General features: G+C 58.7%; 10 protein-coding genes, 1 tRNA gene and 1 pseudogene. 7 read left to right on the top strand and 5 right to left on the bottom strand.

Annotation, left to right across the window (positions count from 1 at the left end; all coding sequences use genetic code 11):
* Positions 1–59: 59 nt before the first annotated feature.
* Together bioA and purL are read right to left on the bottom strand one after the other, a co-directional pair.
* Positions 60–1,367: an adenosylmethionine--8-amino-7-oxononanoate transaminase gene (gene bioA / locus A7P97_RS04665; protein ID WP_067530582.1), complete on the bottom strand. Its 1,308-nt coding sequence runs from the start codon at positions 1,365–1,367 to the stop codon at positions 60–62.
* A 329-nt stretch (positions 1,368–1,696) separates the two neighbouring features.
* Positions 1,697–5,650 carry a phosphoribosylformylglycinamidine synthase gene (purL, locus tag A7P97_RS04660; protein WP_067530581.1) on the bottom strand — a complete coding sequence of 1,318 codons (3,954 nt, stop codon included), beginning with the start codon at positions 5,648–5,650 and terminating at the stop codon, positions 1,697–1,699.
* Positions 5,651–5,797: 147 nt separating this feature from the next.
* On the opposite strand from purL, the gene A7P97_RS04655 reads away from it, so the two are divergent.
* The 3 genes from A7P97_RS04655 (at position 5,798) to ppc (ending at position 11,703) form a co-directional block, all read left to right on the top strand.
* Positions 5,798–6,136, top strand: coding sequence for a P-II family nitrogen regulator (locus tag A7P97_RS04655; protein WP_067530580.1), 339 nt, complete (start codon positions 5,798–5,800; stop codon positions 6,134–6,136).
* Between the two features lie 145 nt (positions 6,137–6,281).
* Entirely contained in the window at positions 6,282–8,972 is a 2,691-nt protein-coding gene (locus A7P97_RS04650) for a prolipoprotein diacylglyceryl transferase family protein (RefSeq protein WP_231865653.1), read from the top strand.
* A 22-nt stretch (positions 8,973–8,994) separates the two neighbouring features.
* On the top strand, positions 8,995–11,703 hold the full coding sequence (ppc, locus tag A7P97_RS04645; protein ID WP_067596322.1) for a phosphoenolpyruvate carboxylase: 2,709 nt from the start codon (positions 8,995–8,997) through the stop codon (positions 11,701–11,703).
* Positions 11,704–11,770: 67 nt separating this feature from the next.
* Here ppc and A7P97_RS04640 read toward each other — a convergent pair.
* The 3 genes and pseudogenes from A7P97_RS04640 to A7P97_RS04630 all read right to left on the bottom strand — a co-directional run bounded on the left by A7P97_RS04640 (position 11,771) and on the right by A7P97_RS04630 (position 13,309).
* Positions 11,771–11,845 (bottom strand) — tRNA-Arg (locus A7P97_RS04640).
* Between the two features lie 19 nt (positions 11,846–11,864).
* Positions 11,865–12,310: pseudogene (locus A7P97_RS04635) on the bottom strand (DUF441 domain-containing protein).
* 24 nt (positions 12,311–12,334) lie between these two features.
* A complete protein-coding gene (locus A7P97_RS04630; protein WP_067530981.1) occupies positions 12,335–13,309 on the bottom strand; it encodes a polyprenyl synthetase family protein in 975 nt (324 codons plus the stop codon).
* Between the two features lie 365 nt (positions 13,310–13,674).
* On the opposite strand from A7P97_RS04630, the gene ychF reads away from it, so the two are divergent.
* The 4 genes from ychF (at position 13,675) to mscL (ending at position 16,794) form a co-directional block, all read left to right on the top strand.
* Complete coding sequence (gene ychF / locus A7P97_RS04625) at positions 13,675–14,766, top strand: redox-regulated ATPase YchF (RefSeq protein WP_067530578.1); 1,092 nt, start codon at positions 13,675–13,677, stop codon at positions 14,764–14,766.
* Between the two features lie 135 nt (positions 14,767–14,901).
* Complete coding sequence (locus A7P97_RS04620) at positions 14,902–15,783, top strand: carbohydrate kinase (RefSeq protein WP_067530577.1); 882 nt, start codon at positions 14,902–14,904, stop codon at positions 15,781–15,783.
* Between the two features lie 151 nt (positions 15,784–15,934).
* A complete protein-coding gene (locus A7P97_RS04615) occupies positions 15,935–16,246 on the top strand; it encodes a DUF705 domain-containing protein (RefSeq protein ID WP_067530576.1) in 312 nt (103 codons plus the stop codon).
* A gap of 116 nt (positions 16,247–16,362) precedes the next feature.
* Positions 16,363–16,794: a large conductance mechanosensitive channel protein MscL gene (mscL, locus tag A7P97_RS04610; protein WP_067530575.1), complete on the top strand. Its 432-nt coding sequence runs from the start codon at positions 16,363–16,365 to the stop codon at positions 16,792–16,794.
* The last annotated feature ends 99 nt before the right edge of the window (positions 16,795–16,893 follow it).

Genomic DNA, 16,893 nt, shown 5'->3' with positions numbered 1-16,893 from the left:
TTCTCCTCTCTGCAAACAGGCTACCTGAAAATTTCAGGTAGCCTTCAGCGCGTGTAGCATTATTCGGACTGCGGCCATGCTTCGCCGTATTCCTCCGCCACTGCCGCCAAGGTCTGTTCGGCCAAGAAATCCAATTCCTGCTGGCTGATCACAAACGGCGGCATCAGATACACCAGCCGCCCGAACGGCCGCACCCACACGCCTTTTTCCACCAGCCGCGGCTGCAGGGAAGCCGTGTTGACCGGCTGCGCCATCTTCAGCACACCAATCGCGCCAAGCGCCCGCACTTCGCGCACGCAACGCCATTGCGCCGTCGCAGCCAGCTTACGCCGCAGCGTTTGCTCGATATTGGCCACCCGCTGCCGCCACGGGCTTTCCCGCAGCATCGCTACGCTCTCAGCCGCTACCGCGCAGGCCAGCGGGTTGGCCATGAAGGTGGGGCCGTGCATAAACGCGCCCGCCTGGCCCCGGCTGATGGCCGCGGAAATCTCCTCGGTGCACACCGCGGCCGACAAGGTGAGATAACCACCGGTGAGCCCCTTGCCCAGCAAGATAATGTCCGGCACCACGCCGGCATGCTCCAAAGCAAACATCTCACCGCTGCGGCCGAAGCCGGTGGCGATTTCGTCAAAAATCAGCAACACGCCGTATCGGCTGCACAATGCCCGCGCCTGCCGCAGGTATTCGGGGTGGTAGAAATACATCCCGCCCGCCCCCTGCACCACCGGCTCTAAAATCAGCGCCGCCAATTCATCGTGTTTTTCTGCCAACAAGCTTTCCAACGGGCGGATGCTTTCAGGCTGCCATTCGCCGTGGAACGGGCTGGCCGGTTGCGGCAGGAAATACTGCACCGGCAGGCTGCTCGAAAACAGGCCGTGCATGCCTTCTTCCGGGTCGCATACCGACATGGCATGCCAGGTGTCGCCGTGATAACCGGCGCGGATGGTGGCGAAACGGCAGCGTTTCCCCTGCCCCACGGCCTGCTGGTATTGCAGCGCCATCTTCATCGCCACTTCCACCGCCACCGAGCCGCTGTCGGCATAAAACACTTGGTTGAGAGCCGGCGGCAGCAATTCCAGCAGCAACTGCGTGAGCCGCACCGCCGGCTCGTGGGTGAGCCCGCCGAACATCACATGGCTCATCTTTTCCAGCTGTGCGGCAGCCGCGGCGTTGAGGCGCGGGTGGTTGTATCCGTGCAGCGCCGCCCACCAAGAAGAAGTGCCGTCCACCAGCCATCTGCCGTCGGCCAGCTCGATGCTGCAGCCTTCCGCCCGAGCCACGGCATACACCGGCTGGGTGTTGGGCATGGCGGCATAGGGGTGCCAAATGTGGCGGCGGTCGATTTGCGTGAGGGTTTCCCAATTCATGATGAGGCTACCTGAAAAATATCGGGCTGGCTTGCCCGCTTATGAAATCGAATCAAATCCTTCAAACACGGCCTGACGCGGCGCGGCACGCAGGGCGGCGGTGGCAGCGGATTCGCGGGTGAGATTAAACCAAACTTCGTCTTTGGCCAACTCGTTGGGATCACCGAATATTTTGGCCGGTTTTATAGTGAATTAAATTTAAATCAGGACAAGGCGACGAGCCGCAGACAGTACAGATAGTACGGCAAGGCGAGGCAACGCTGTACTGGTTTAAATTTAATTCACTATAGAAGCCGATACTTTCAGGTAGCCTTATTTTGCCCGACAGCCTAGCCCAGCACCTTCCGTGCCGTAGCAAACATCCGATACCAGCCGGCCAGTTCGCTGTCGCGCCACTCTTCCGGCAGCCAGCTCATTTGCGCGCTGCGGTACACGCGCTCGGGGTGCGGCATCATGATGGTTACGCGGCCGTCGGCAGTGGTGACGGCGGCGATGGCATCGGGCGAGCCGTTGGGGTTGAGTGGGTAGGTTTGGGTGGGCTTGCCCTGCCCGTCGATATATTGCATGGCGGTTTTCAGGCTAGCTGAAACTTGGTTTTCAGCTCGCCCCAAGTGGGCGAAATCGGCGCGGCCTTCGCCATGGCTAACCACCACGGGCAGGCTGCTGCCCACCATATCGGCCAAAATCAGCGAGGGCGATTGCGGCACGCGCACCATGCTCAGGCGGGCTTCAAACTGTTCGGATTCGTTGCGGCGGAACTTCGGCCAGCCCTCCGCGCCGGGGATAATTTCGGCCAGGTTGGCCATCATCTGGCAGCCATTGCACACGCCGAGTGCGAGCGTGTCTGGCCTAGCGAAGAATTCGGCGAATTGGTCGCGCAATTTGCTGTGGAACAGGATAGATTTCGCCCAGCCTGCGCCCGCGCCCAGCACGTCGCCGTAGCTAAACCCGCCGCAGGCAGCCAGCATTTGGAAGGTGTCCAGCTTCACGCGGCCTGCCATCAGGTCGGACATATGCACATCGTAGGCATCAAAACCGGCGCGGGTGAAGGCGGCGGCCATTTCCACTTGGCCGTTCACGCCCTGTTCGCGCAGAATGGCGATTTTGGGTTTCGCCCCGCTGTTGATAAACGGCGCGGCAACATCCTGTTTCACATCAAAGCTTAAATCGGCAAACAACCGGCTGCGTTCTTTGTCGGCCAGCAAGGCAAATTCGCTGTCGGCGCAAGCCGGGTTGTCTCGCAGACGTTGGATTTGGTGGGAGGTGGACTGCCAGGCGCGTTGCAAATCTACCAGGGGTTGGTCAAACAAAGTCTCCCCGTCATTCACAACCGTGAAATTGCTGCCGCAATGCGCCTGTCCGATGCAGTAAACCGCGTTGCCCAAGCCTTGTTTATCAAATGCCGCCATCACATCGGCAAAATCCTGCTTCCGCACCTGCAATACCGCGCCCAGCTCTTCGTTGAATAAGGCCGTCAGATTAGCGAGTGGCAACACCTCTTCCACAATCGCGTTCGGCAGTTTGTTTTCCCATTCTTTAAACAGAACCTGCGCGTATTCATCGATATTCGCTTCCAAGCCGCTCCGCCCCGCAAACGCCATTTCCGCCAGCGTGGCAAACAGGCCGCCGTCCGAACGGTCGTGGTAGGCCAGCAGTTTATCTTCTTGCACCAGCTGCTGAATCACATCGTAAAACTTTTTCAGGTAGCCTGCTTCGATGTCGGGCGCTTCGCCGCCCAATTCGCCATACACCTGCGTTAAGGCCGAGCCACCCATGCGGGCTTTGCCTTGCCCCAAATCCACCAGCAGCAGCACGCTGTCCGCCACCGGCTTGATATCGGGTGTAACCGTTTTGCGCACGTCCTGCACAGGGGCGAAGGCGGTGGCAATCAGGCTCAACGGCGACACCACGGATTTTTTCTCCGCGCCGTCCTGCCACACGGTTTTCATGGAAAGGCTGTCTTTGCCCACAGGGATGCTCACGCCGATTTCCTGGCACATCTGCGACACGGCTTCCACCGTGCGGTAGAGCTTCTCGTCTTCGCCCGCATTGCCGCAGGCGGCCATCCAGTTGGCGGAGAATTTGATGTTGCCGATATTGCCGATATTAACCGCCGCGATATTGGTAACGGCTTCACCGATACACATCCTGCCCGAAGCAGGCGCGTCAAACAGCGCGACGGCGGATTTTTCGCCCATGGCCATCGCTTCGCCGCGATGCGTATCGAAGCCCATGATGGTCACAGCGCAGTTGGCCACGGGGGTTTGCCAGCGGCCGACCATCTGGTCGCGGTGGGTCAAGCCGCCCACGCTGCGGTCGCCGATGGTAATCAGGAAGTTTTTCGCGGCCACGGCGGGCAGTTGCAATACGCGGTAGGCGGCTTCCTTCAAATCGATATGGCTATCTGAAAACGGTTTTTCAGGCTGTTGTTGCGTTTTATCGGTGCGCGTGGTTTTGGGCGGTTTGCCGAGCAATACGTTCAGCGGCAAATCCACCGGCTTGTTGGCAAACAAATCGTCGCGCACCTGCAAATGCCCGTCGTCGGTAGCCGTGCCGACCACGGCAAACGGGCAGCGCTCGCGTTCGCAAATGGCGCGGAAGGTGTCCAAATCTTTTTCCAGAATCGACAATACATAACGTTCCTGCGCCTCGTTGCACCAGATTTGCAGCGGCGTCAGGCCATGCTCTTCCAGCGGTACGGCGCGCAGTTCGAAGATTGCGCCGCGCCCGGCATCGTTGACCAATTCGGGGAAAGCGTTGGACAGGCCGCCCGCGCCCACGTCGTGAATGGCGATAATCGGGTTGGACGCGCCGAGCTGCCAGCAGCGGTCGATTACTTCCTGCGCGCGCCGTTCGATTTCGGGGTTGCCGCGCTGCACGGAGTTGAAATCGAGCGAAGCATCGTTCGCGCCCGTATCCATCGACGAAGCCGCGCCGCCGCCCAAGCCGATAAGCATGCCCGGCCCGCCGAGCTGCACCAAAAGCGCGCCTGCGGGAATTTCGTGTTTATGCGTTTGTTCTGCCTGAATATTGCCCAAACCGCCGGCAATCATAATCGGCTTGTGATAGCCGCGCATTTGGCCGTCGAACTCGGCTTCAAAGGTGCGGAAATAGCCCAGCAGGTTCGGGCGGCCGAATTCGTTGTTGAACGCCGCGCCGCCGATGGGAGCTTCAATCATGATGTCGAGCGGGGGGGCGATGTGGGCGGGCTTGCCGTAGCCGCCTTCCCAAGGCTGTTTCAAATCGGGGACATTGAGGTTGGAAACCGTATAGCCGGTGAGACCAGCTTTGGGGCGCGCGCCGCGCCCCGTTGCGCCTTCGTCGCGGATTTCGCCGCCCGCGCCCGTGGCCGCACCGGCAAACGGCGCAATCGCCGTGGGGTGGTTGTGCGTTTCCACCTTCATCAGGATATGGGTGTCTTCTTCGTGGAAACGGTAGCCCTGATTGGCCGATGCATCAGGATAAAAACGGGCGATTTTTGCGCCTTCGATTACCGAGGCGTTGTCCTTATACGCCACCACCGTGCCGGCCGGCGCGGCTTCGTGCGTGTCGCGAATCATGCGGAACAGCGATTTGGGCTGCTTTTCGCCGTTTAAGATGAAGTCGGCATTGAAGATTTTGTGGCGGCAGTGTTCGCTGTTGGCCTGTGCGAACATCATCAGTTCCACATCAGACGGATTGCGTTTCAAAGCCCGATAATTGTCCAGCAGATAATCGATTTCGTCGGGCGAGAGTGCCAAGCCCAAGTCGGTATTGGCTTTTTCCAGGGCGGCACGGCCGCCGGAGAGCACATCTACCGTATCGAAGGTTTGCGCTTCGGGGTGGGCGAACAATTTGGCGGCCGCCTGAAAATCAGGCAGCACGGATTCGGTCATGCGGTCGTGCAGCAAAGCTGCCCATTGCTGTTTCTGCGCTTCGGAAAGGCTACCTGAAAGCCACACTGCCATGCCGCGTTCGATGCGCCGGATTTGGGTGAAGCCGCAGTTTTTTGCAATTTCCGTGGCTTTGGAAGCCCAAGGCGAAATCGTGCCGATACGCGGCGTGATGAGAAACAGATGCAGGCTGCCTGAAGACTGCGGCAACTCCGATGCCACCTGCCCCGCCAGCAACGCTTCCAATTTTTCCGAATCTGCTGCATTCAAGTGTTCGGCGCAATCGGCAAAATACCAATATTCGCTGCGGATTCCGGCTTCAGGTAGCCTCAAAGCAGCAGATTTTTGCAGCAGTTTTTCAACACGGAAACCGGAGAGGGCGCGCTCGCCGCGCAGGAAGAGGATAGGCATGGGCAGACTCGCATGAGAGGGGGTTGGGGAGGCGTGATTATACGCCAAATCTGCCCCGTCCTGTCGGCGAAACGGGCGATTGAAAGCGTTGCGGGCTTGTGGTAGCTTAACTGCCTAAAACCTTATATACCACCCCCCGAGGAACCCATGAAGAAAATCGAAGCCATCATCAAACCGTTCAAACTCGACGACGTGCGCGATGCGCTCACCGATATCGGTGTAAACGGCATGACCGTAACCGAAGTGAAAGGCTTCGGCCGCCAAAAAGGCCATACTGAAATCTATCGCGGCGCGGAATACGCAGTGGATTTCCTGCCCAAAATCCGGCTGGAAATCGTGCTGGAAGACAGCATGGTCGAGCAGTCGGTAGAAGCGATCATGCAGGCGGCTAACTCCGGCAAAATCGGCGACGGCAAAATCTTCATCCTGCCGGTGGAAGGCGTGGTGCGCATCCGCACTGGCGAGCGGGACGAAGCCGCGCTGTAAGCCGTTTCCTTCCGACCAGCTGCCGCGTAAATTGCAATCAAACGGCATGCCGGCCATGCCAGCCAAGGCTACCTGAAAATATCGGCTGGCACGAAACTGCTATTTTTCAGGTAGCCTCATCCGGCCAAACCGCTTTTACCCCATCATGTTCCGCCTGCGCAAACATTATTTCGACGGCATCGATTCTGCCGGCAACGCATTGATTGCCTATGCGGCCGAGCTGCATTATCACGGCATCAAGCTGCCATATTCCGCCCTGATTTTCAGCCCGGCCCACGGCTGCACCATCGAACGCAGCTGCCTGAGCGCATCGCAACTATCCCCCAACAGCATCCGGCAACCCAAGCTTGGCCTCGAAGGCCGCTGGCAGGCTTTGTCCGACGGTGTCCGGCTTACCTTGCCGGCCGGCGGCAAACGCCGGCTCGTTTGGCATGCACACACGCCCAGCGCCCGTTTTCAGGTAGCCTTAAACGGGCAGGAATACAGCGGCTTGGGTTATGCCGAAACGCTGGAAATGGATTTTTGGCCGCAACAGCTGCCGTTATGCGAGCTGTATTGGGGGCGTTTCGTATCGGAGCAGCACTATGTGGTGTGGATCGAATGGCGCGGCGAAATGCCGCTGAAACGTTTGTACTACAACGGCGTGCTAACTGAAGATTTCGTGCTGGAAGCCGGCGGGCTGAAAGCGCCCGCACTCGGCCTACATCTGGAGTTTGCTGCACCGGAAACGATAAAAGACGAGCCGCTGCTGGCCATTGCAGCGCGCAACCCATTGTTGCGGCTACTATTCAGCCGCAGATTTTTATCCAGCCGCGAACAAAAATGGAAAAGCCGCGCCACCCTGAGGCTACCTGAAAATATTGCCGTGGAAGGCTGGGCCTTATACGAGAGGGTGTTATGGCAAAAAATAAGCGTTACCCTGCAAAAAATTGTTTATGCCTTGGTATTCTGCCTGCTGCTGCCGCTGGTGCTGCAATATTGGGCACGGCACACTTCGGATGTGGTGCGGCTGCCCGTACCGCCCTACCCACTGGCCGGCGCACTGATGACGGCAGCCGGGCTCTCATTAATCCTGTGGGCGATGCACAACCTGTGGTACCGCGGCGGCGGCCTGCCGATGAATGCGTTTCCACCGCAGTATTTTGTGGCTTCCGGCGCCTACCGCCTGTGCCGCCACCCGATTTATACCGGTGCCGTCCTGCTTTGCACGGGCACGGCGCTGTATGCGCAATCGCCCGGCGGGCTGTGGCTGGTATCGCCGCTGTTTGCGTTGCTCATAGTGGCTTATGTGGCCGGCTTCGAGCGCGAGGTGATGGCCAAGCAGTTCGGCGCCCGGCCGATGCTGCACTACGGCCTGTTCAGCCTGCCGCCGGATAACGGGCATGAGGCGGCTTTCTCCAGGCGGCTGTTGCTCGGACTGAAAGTTTGGCTGGTATGGCTGCTGCTGTATGAAGCGTTTGTGTGGCTGGGTGTGCCGCCCGATGCGTGGTATAGCAACGGCGCTTGGGATGAGGTTGTGCCGCTGTGGGGCTTCAGCGTGGTGTTTTATGTGCTGCTTTATCCGTGGGCCGGGCTGCTGCCGCTGTGGTTGCGGCAAAACCGCCAGCTGCGCGGCTTTGCCCTAGACGCATTCTGGGGCATGGTACTGATTTTCTATTGTTATCTGATTATTCCGGCTGCCGTGCGCTATGGCAGGCTACCTGAAAATACGTTATGGCTACGTTGGATTGCCCTGGGGCGGGAGTATGACAGCGCCGCCGCAGCGCTGCCTTCGTTTCATGTGTTTTGGGCACTGTTGGCCGCACGATATTCTTGCCTATGCCGCCCGCAGTGGCGTATGGTATGGGCTTTGTTGGCGATACTGGTGATCGTCAGCTGCCTGACCACGCACAACCATACCTTGGCCGATGTGTTGGCCGGGATGGCCGCTTATTGGGCAATCCGACATCGGCAGCCGATCTACCACGCTCTGTTGCGTGCCGCCGAATATATTGCCAACTCGTGGCACGAATGGCGCTTCGGCCGCCTGAGGCTGATTAACCACGGCTTCTATGCCGCATTGGGCGGCGTGAGCGGTTTCCTGGTGTTGGCTTATCTGCTGCCGCAGTATTTGTGGGCAGTGTGGCTGCTGGGGGTGGCCGGGTTTATCGGCGCGGGCTTATGGGCGCAATGGGTGGAAGGCTCATCGGCACTGCTGCGCCCGTTTGGCTACTACGGCAGCGTGTTCGGCATCGTGCTGGCCGGCTGTCTGATTGCCGCCGGTTCGGATTTGGGCGGTTGGACGCTGCTGGGCGCGGCCGCACTGGCTGCCTGCCCCATCCAGCTGTTCGGCCGCTGCCGCTGCCTGATTCAGGGCTGCTGCCACGGCATCCCCACCGATATGCCGGGTATCCGCTTTTTCCATGATAAATCGCGTGTGTGCAAACTGGCCGGCTGGCAGGGGAAAAATCTGCACCCCACCCAGTTTTATTCCATCGCCGCCAATTTCCTGAGCTTTTTCCTGCTGTGGCGCTTATACCGGCTGCAAATGCCTGCTTCGTTTATTGCCGGTATGTATTTGATTCTCAGCGGTGCGTTCCGCTTTGTGGAAGAATCGCTGCGCGGCGAACCGCAAACGCCGTATTTTCTCGGCATGCGCGTATACCAATGGCTGGCTCTGGCATCGGTGCTGGCGGGCATCTTGTTTACCTGCCTGCCTTCGGCTCCGCTGTTTTCAGGTAGCCTTCCTGCCAACTGGCCGCTGCATGCCATTGCCTATTTCGTATTGATCTGGTGCGTGTACGGCTTGGATTACCCAAACAGTACATTGCGTTTTTCCCGGCTAACCCAAGAATAACCTTCTGCAAAGGAATAACCCCATGATGCCCGAACCCTCTGGCCAACACCCCTACAAAGACGCGCCGCTCTTCGACGACGTTGCCTTCCTCACCGGCGCGCTGCAAACCGTGCTGGCCGCGCAAACCGACTGCCCCGTGCAGGAAGCCGTGGCCGCGCTGCTGGGCGGCGAAGCACCGCAAGACGTGGTGACACGCAGCCTGCCGCAGCTCAACGACCAACAGCTGGAAGACCTCATCCGCGCCTGCGGCCTGTTTGCACAAATCCTCAATATTGCCGAAGACGCACACCACCAACGCCGCCGTCTGGCGCACAGCCAAACCCGCGACAACGCCAAATCCACCTTCGGCCACACCCTCGATTTGCTGCAACAGCAAGGCGTAAGCGCCGAAGCCTTGCAGCAGCAGCTGAACCACACCGAAGTGGCCGCTGTGCTCACCGCGCATCCCACCGAAGTGCAGCGCCAAACCACCCTCACCCTGCACCGCCAAATCCGCAACCTGCTCGACCAACGTGCCAACCAGGCCGGGCAGAATGAAGAACGATTGCAGCAGCAGGTGCAAACCATGCTGTGGACGCTGTGGCAAACCAATGAAAACCGTCATTTCAAAATCACGGTGGCCGATGAAATCAGCAACGGTATCATGTATTTCCCGCTCAGCTTCTTCAGTGCCGTACCCGGCGTATACCGCAAGCTGGAGGCCGCCCTTCAGGTAGCCTTTCCGCACACCCGCCTGCCCAATGTGCTGCACATCGGCGGCTGGATCGGCGGCGACCGCGACGGCAACCCTTTCGTTTCCGCCGACACCCTGCGCACCGCCTTTGCCCAGCAGGCCAGTGCCGTGTTCCGCTTCTACCGCAGCCAGCTCTACAAACTGTATGAAGAGCTGCCGATGTCGATCCGGCGCGTGAACGTGAGCCCCGAAGTGCTGGCTTTATCAGCCAAATCACCCGACACCGAACGCGCCCGCGAAGAAGAGCCCTACCGCCGCGCCCTGGCCTACATCCTCGCCCGCACCGTGGCCACTGCCCACCGTTTCGGCAGCGGCTTGGGCAGCCGGTTCGGCCTGCTCGAACCGTATGACACAGTGGAAGAATTTTTAGCCGACCTGCACACCGTGCACGCTTCCTTGTGCGCCAACGGCGGCCGCCCGCTGGCCGACGGCCGCCTGGCCGACCTGATCCGTGCCGCTTCCGTGTTCCGCTTTTATCTGATGCCGCTAGATTTGCGCCAACACACCCAAAAGCATATCGACGTGGTGGCCAGGCTCTTTGCCGCCGCCGGTTTGGAAGACTTCGCCGCGCTGAACGAAGCCGAGCGCGAACGCGTGCTGCTGCGCGAACTGTCTTCCCCGCGCCCGCTCTACAGCCCGTTCGCCCGATACAGCGAAGATACCGAACACGAGCTGGCCATCTTCCGCGCCGCTGCCGAAATTAAAGCCGGCTTCGGCGAGGAAGCTATCCGCCAAAGTATCATCTCCAATGCCGAAAACGTGAGCGAAATGCTTGCCTTGGCCTTGATTATGAAAGAAACCGGTCTGTTACGTCTAAACGCCGAATGGCTACCTGAAAGCCGGCTCAATATCGTGCCGCTGTTTGAAACCATTGAAGCGCTGCAAGAGTGCATCGGCGTGATGGATCATCTTTTCTCCCTACCGTGGTACCGCCACCTGCTTGCCGGCCGCAGCAATATTCAGGAAATCATGCTCGGCTATTCCGACAGCAACAAAGACGGCGGTTATGTAACCAGTCAATGGGTGCTGTATCAGGCCGAGCAGGCTTTGGTGAAACTGTTTGCCAAACACCAAGTGCGCCTGCGCCTGTTCCACGGGCGCGGCGGCAGCGTGGGGCGTGGCGGCGGTCCATCCTACGAAGCCGTACTGGCGCAACCCGCCGGCAGCGTGGCCGGGCAAATCCGCATCACCGAGCAGGGCGAAGTCATCACCGCCAAATACGCCGATGCCGACAACGCCGAGCGCAACCTCGAAACCTTGGTGGCCGCCTCGCTGGAAGCCAGTCTGCTGCTGCACCGCACCGAAGAGCCCGATGCCGCGCTGATGCAGTCGCTCTCCGACGCCGCTTTCGCCTACTACCGCGAACTCATCACCCATCCCGATTTCGTGGGCTACTTCCTGCAAACCAGCCCGATCAACGAAATCGCCAGCCTCAACATCGGCAGCCGCCCCGCCAGCCGCAAAACCCTAGCACGGATACAGGATTTGCGCGCCATTCCCTGGGTGTTCTCCTGGACGCAAAACCGCCTGATGCTGCCTGCTTGGTATGGCTTCGGCAGCGCGGTCGAACAGCTCTTGCGCGACAACCCCGCCAACCTCGACCGCCTGCGCCATATGGTGCGGCACAGCGCCTTCTTCCAAGCCATGCTCTCCAATATGGAACAAGTGATGGCCAAAGCGGATTTGGACATCGCCCGTGCCTATGTTGGCCTAGCCGCCCAACCGCAAGCCGCCCAAGCCATGTTTGAGCGCATTGCAGGCGAGTTCGAACGCAGCCGCCGCGCCCTGTTGCAATTAATCGAGCAAGACCACCTGCTCACCGACAACCGCAGCCTCGCCCGCTCCCTGGCCCTGCGCATTCCCTACCTGAACGCGCTCAACTGGCTTCAGGTAGCCCTGCTCGCCCGCTTGCGCCAGCACCCGGGCAACCCGCAGCTCATCCACCTGATCCACCTCACCATCAACGGCGTGGCACAAGGCTTGCGCAATACGGGTTAATCCCCCTTTCCTGCAAACGGCAGGCAAGAAAAAGGCTACCTGAAAATTTCAGGTAGCCTTTTCATCATGGCCCCGCCGACAGGAATCGAACCTGTATTTTACGCTTAGGAGGCATACGTTCTATCCATTGAACTACGGCGAGAAATACTCAAACTTTCCAATCACACTTTTCCGGCAATAAGCGACAAAATCCCCGCGGCAATCAGCGGCCCACCGGGATGCCGCCCAAAAACGCCACACCGATAATCGTGCCCGGCAGCAGGCCGGTTACCAACACCGGCTGCTCGCTCATCAGCGGCACGCCGCGCCCGGCCAGCCAGGCCACCAACATGCCCATCAAAACCACCGCCAGTATTTTCCAGCTCATCAAACCGGCCAAACCGGGAAACTGGATTCTGCCCGACACCAGCGGACTGAGCACGCCGATGGTGAGCAGAATGATGCCGGCTTGAATGCCGTATTATTCGGCCAGCGGAATATAGCGCACCAGCACAGTTTACTGCATCAGGAGCAACACGGTGGCCGAGATGGTGATGGATTGGTTGTTGCTGAGCACGCCAAGCAAAATCAGCAGCACCAAAAATAACGGGATAACATTCAGATGCAATTATATATTCCCGAAAAAAGGCCGCTAGGATACACGCGCCAGCGATTCTTCGGCAAGCTGCCGCATCGCTTGCGACACTTCATTATCCGGCAACGCGGCCAAGCATGACAAGGCCTCGTCCACTGCTTTACGCGCCTCGTTCACGCAATAGGCCAGTGCATCGGATTGCGCCACATAGGCATGAATTTGCTTGAAATAGCTCCGGTCCGAGTGCTCCAGTGCGTAGCGCACAGCTTCGGCCACCGGTTGCTCAGCGTTTTGCATCAGGTAAATCAGCGGCAGGGTTGACTTGCCTTCGGCCAAATCATCGCCCACGTTTTTACCAGTTTCTTCGATGTTGCCGGAATAATCCAGTACGTCGTCAATAATCTGGAAGGCGGTGCCGATATGGCAGCCGTAGCATTTCAGCGCAATTTCCTGCTCGGGCGTGGCGCCGGCCAAAATCGCGCCCACTTGTGCGGCGGCTTCAAACAGTTTGGCGGTTTTATATTGGATCACCTGCGCATATTCGGCTTCGGTGATGTTGGTGTTGCCGATATTCATCAGCTGCAACACTTCGCCCTCGGCGATGATGTTGGTGGCATCGGCCATCACGTCTAAAATCTTGAGACTACCTGAAGACACCATCAGCTGGAAGGCACGGGTGTAGAGGAAATCGCCCACCAGCACGGCAGCGGCGTTGCCGAACATATTGTTTGCCGTTTTCCGGCCGCGCCGCAGCTCGCTTTCATCCACCACATCGTCGTGCAGCAGGGTGGAAGTATGGATGAATTCCACCATCGCCGCCAGCGCGTAGAGCGGGCCTTCATCGTAGTCCAGCACCTTGCCAGAAAGGATGGTAAGTACCGGCCGCAGCCGCTTGCCGCCGGCGCTGATGATGTAGCGCCCGATTTGCGAAATCAGCGCCACTTCCGATTGCACCGCGCGCTCAATCACCGCATTAACGCGGCTCAAATCGCGGGGCAGGTGTTGCTGGAAATAAGGCAGGTGTTCAAGCATGGTGATGTGCGGCTTTGTATGGTTATCGGCATAACGCCAAAGCACTTACTCCTTCCTAGCTGCGTGAAGAAATAACCGCTTTAGCTATACGGCCAGCCAAACAGGGGCGGCATTATAGCAGCCTTATGGGCAAACTGCCTATTTCCGCTCTACCCTGCAGGCTACCTGAAAACGCAGCTTCAACGAAGCGGCACAATATTTTGCCCGACCGAAACCGTACTTCTGCCCGGCTGCCATCCCGCGCCGCCGTTTTCAGCCCGCTTCAAATCGCCTAAAGGCTACCTGAAAACCCAAACCGCAGCTTTCAGGTAGCCTTCTATGTTAAAATCCGCCGATTTTAATCTAACGGCATTTAAGGAACACACATGAGCTTGAAATGCGGCATCGTCGGCCTGCCCAACGTCGGCAAATCCACCCTCTTTAACGCACTGACTCAATCGGGCATCGAAGCGGCGAACTATCCCTTCTGCACCATCGAACCCAACGTCGGCATCGTCGAAGTGCCCGACCCGCGCATGTCGGAGCTGGCAAAAATCGTCAATCCGCAAAAAATGCAGCCCGCCATCGTCGAATTCGTCGACATTGCCGGTTTGGTTGCAGGCGCGAGCAAAGGCGAAGGCTTAGGCAACCAGTTCCTCGCCAACATCCGCGAAACCGACGCCATCGTCAACGTCGTGCGCTGCTTCGACAACGACAACATCGTCCACGTCGCAGGCAAAGTCGATCCGATTGCCGACATCGAAACCATCGGCACCGAACTAGCCCTTGCTGACCTCGCCAGCGTCGAAAAAGCCATCGTCCGCGAAGAAAAACGCGCCCGCTCAGGCGACAAAGACGCGCAAAAATTAGTGGAACTGTGCAAAAAAATCCTGCCGCACCTCAACGAAGGCAAGCCCGTGCGCTCGCTCGGCTTGGACGCGGAAGAACTCGCCATGCTCAAACCGCTGTTCCTGCTCACCGCCAAACCCGCCATGTATGTCGGCAACGTGGCCGAAGACGGCTTTGAAAACAACCCGCATCTGGACAGACTGAAAGAACTCGCCGCCAAAGAAAACGCCCCCGTCGTGGCCGTATGCGCCGCAATGGAGAGCGAAATCGCCGAGTTGGAAGACGACGAAAAAGCCGAATTCCTCGCCGAAATGGGCTTGGAAGAGCCGGGCCTGAACCGCCTGATTCGTGCGGGCTACGACTTGCTCGGCCTGCAAACCTACTTCACCGCCGGCGTGAAAGAAGTCCGCGCGTGGACGATTCACAAAGGCGACACCGCCCCGCAAGCCGCCGGCGTCATCCACACTGACTTCGAACGCGGCTTCATCCGCGCCCAAGTGATTGCCTACGACGATTTCGTCTCGCTCGGCGGCGAAGCCAAAGCCAAAGAAGCCGGCAAAATGCGCGTGGAAGGCAAGGAATACGTGGTGCAGGACGGCGACGTGATGCACTTCCTGTTCAACGTGTAATCCAAATGGAAGGCTACCTGAAAAGCGATAAATTGTTTTCAGGTAGCCTGTTTTACTTCCTACCCCATCGGGCTACCTGAAACCCAAATCAGGCAAACTGCCAATGCCCAAATAAACAACTATAAAGGCCTCATCATGAAAATCAGCAGCTTTGGCGAAGTACTGTGGGACGACTTCCCCGGCGGCAAAGCCCTTGGCGGCGCGCCGCTCAATGTTTTGGTGCGTCTGGCCTCGTTTGGCGCGGACTGCAGCATCATCAGCCGACGCGGCCGCGATGCCGACGGCGAAGAGCTGCTGCGCCAGATTGCCGCGCGCAACGTGGCCGCCGACTTGGTACAAACCGACGAAGAACACGCCACCAGCCTGGTGAAAGTGCTGCTCAAGCCTGACGGCAGCGCCAGCTACGACATCGTCTACCCCTGCGCCTGGGATAAAATCTGCGCAACCGAAGCGGCAATCGCGCGCGTGGACGAATCCGACGTGCTCGTGTATGGCAGCCTCTCCGGCCGCGATCCCGTATCCCGTGCCGCACTGGAGCAAACCCTGCCCGCCGCCCGTTTCCGCGTGCTCGATGTCAACCTGCGCAAGCCGCATTACGAGCCCGAACGCGTGCTCAGCCTCATGCGCCATGCCGACCTCATCAAGCTCAATGACGACGAACTCTACGAACTCTCCGCCGCCTTCGGTTCGCCCTACCACAGCCTCGAACAAAACCTGCGCTACCTCGCCGGCCATACCGACACCGCCCACATCTGCATCACCCTCGGCCAGCACGGTGCGGTGTATTTCCGCCACAGCAAAATCCTCGCCCACCACGGCTTTCGCGTGAGCATGGCCGATTCTGTGGGCGCGGGCGACAGCTTCCTTGCCGGTTTCCTGTTCCAAATGCTCTCCGGCGCCAGCCCCGAAGACACCCTGGCCTTCGCCTGCGCCATCGGCGCGCTCAACGTTACCCGCCACGGCGCCGTGCCCGATATTTCCCTGGCTGAAATCCAGGCACTGATGCACCCGGAATAAGTCGGCACAGGCAACAGCCTGGGTTTTCGCTTAGCCTTGCCTTCAGGTAACCTTTGTAAATCAGGCTGAAGCCCTCTTTAACCATACTCGGCAGCAATATGGCCGTATGAAATGAAGTGCTTCAGCCCTATCTTTTTTCAGGTAGCCTCACATGAATACGCCCCGCCCCAAAACCATATTCGTAGATGTTGACGACACCCTCGTCCGCAGCGTTGGCCAAACGCGCATCCCCATGGCCGCCGTAATCGCCCACATCCGCCGCCTGCACGATGCCGACCACCTGCTCTACTTGTGGAGCAGCGGCGGTGCCGACTACGCCCGCGCCAGTGCCGAAGAGCTGGGGATAGCCCACTGTTTCCAAACCTTCCTGCCCAAACCGCAAGCCTATATCGACGACCAAGCCGTTGCCGACTGGCGTTTCTGCCGCCATATCCTGCCTGCCAACAGCGGGGAAATCGAATAATTTGCTGCTTTCCCCGCCATTCAGCCACAATTAACAAAATTTATCCGTAACCTACAAGACGGCGGCGGCTAAAACCATTATCATGCCGCCGTTCTTAACCATTCAAGGAAACTCACATGGCATTACGTGACGAATTCAAAGCCTTCATCATGCGCGGTAACGTGATTGACCTCGCCGTCGGTATGGTAGTCGGCACCGCCTTCTCCGGCATCGTCAAATCATTGGTGGACGACGTGATCATGCCCCCTATCGGCCTGATTTTGGGCGGCGTGGACTTCTCCAACCTGTTCATCACCCTGAAAGCAGGTGCCGATGCCCCTGCCAACGGTTACGCCACCCTGGCCGCCGCCCAAGCTGCCGGTGCGGTTACCCTGAATATCGGCCTGTTTATCAACACCGTGATCAGCTTCCTAATTATCGCCACCGCTATCTTCGCCGTGATCAAAAGTATCAGCAAACTGCAAAAAACCGCTCCGGAAGAAGCTCCTGCCGAGCCATCCGAAGAAATCTTGCTGTTGCGCGAAATCCGTAATTCGCTGAAGAAATAATCGCCGCACAGCACAAAAGGCTACCTGAAAACAGCTTCAGGTAGCCTTTTCTCTTGCTGTATCGCCAAACCGTGTAAATCCTTCCCATAACCAAAAAGC

This window comes from Eikenella sp. NML070372, assembly GCF_001648415.1.
In the GTDB taxonomy this organism is placed as follows: Bacteria; Pseudomonadota; Gammaproteobacteria; order Burkholderiales; family Neisseriaceae; genus Eikenella; species Eikenella exigua.
The sequence above is the reverse complement of the archived record's forward strand: the minus strand, read 5'-3'. Positions and strand labels throughout refer to the sequence as shown.

Bases quoted from the DNA above. Each gene is read 5' to 3' on its own strand.
- bioA (WP_067530582.1), bottom strand. From the start codon at position 1,367: ATGAATTGGGAAACCCTCACGCAAATCGACCGCCGCCACATTTGGCAC.
- purL (WP_067530581.1), bottom strand. From the start codon at position 5,650: ATGCCTATCCTCTTCCTGCGCGGCGAGCGCGCCCTCTCCGGTTTCCGT.
- A7P97_RS04655 (WP_067530580.1), top strand. From the start codon at position 5,798: ATGAAGAAAATCGAAGCCATCATCAAACCGTTCAAACTCGACGACGTG.
- A7P97_RS04650 (WP_231865653.1), top strand. From the start codon at position 6,282: ATGTTCCGCCTGCGCAAACATTATTTCGACGGCATCGATTCTGCCGGC.
- ppc (WP_067596322.1), top strand. From the start codon at position 8,995: ATGATGCCCGAACCCTCTGGCCAACACCCCTACAAAGACGCGCCGCTC.
- A7P97_RS04630 (WP_067530981.1), bottom strand. From the start codon at position 13,309: ATGCTTGAACACCTGCCTTATTTCCAGCAACACCTGCCCCGCGATTTG.
- ychF (WP_067530578.1), top strand. From the start codon at position 13,675: ATGAGCTTGAAATGCGGCATCGTCGGCCTGCCCAACGTCGGCAAATCC.
- A7P97_RS04620 (WP_067530577.1), top strand. From the start codon at position 14,902: ATGAAAATCAGCAGCTTTGGCGAAGTACTGTGGGACGACTTCCCCGGC.
- A7P97_RS04615 (WP_067530576.1), top strand. From the start codon at position 15,935: ATGAATACGCCCCGCCCCAAAACCATATTCGTAGATGTTGACGACACC.
- mscL (WP_067530575.1), top strand. From the start codon at position 16,363: ATGGCATTACGTGACGAATTCAAAGCCTTCATCATGCGCGGTAACGTG.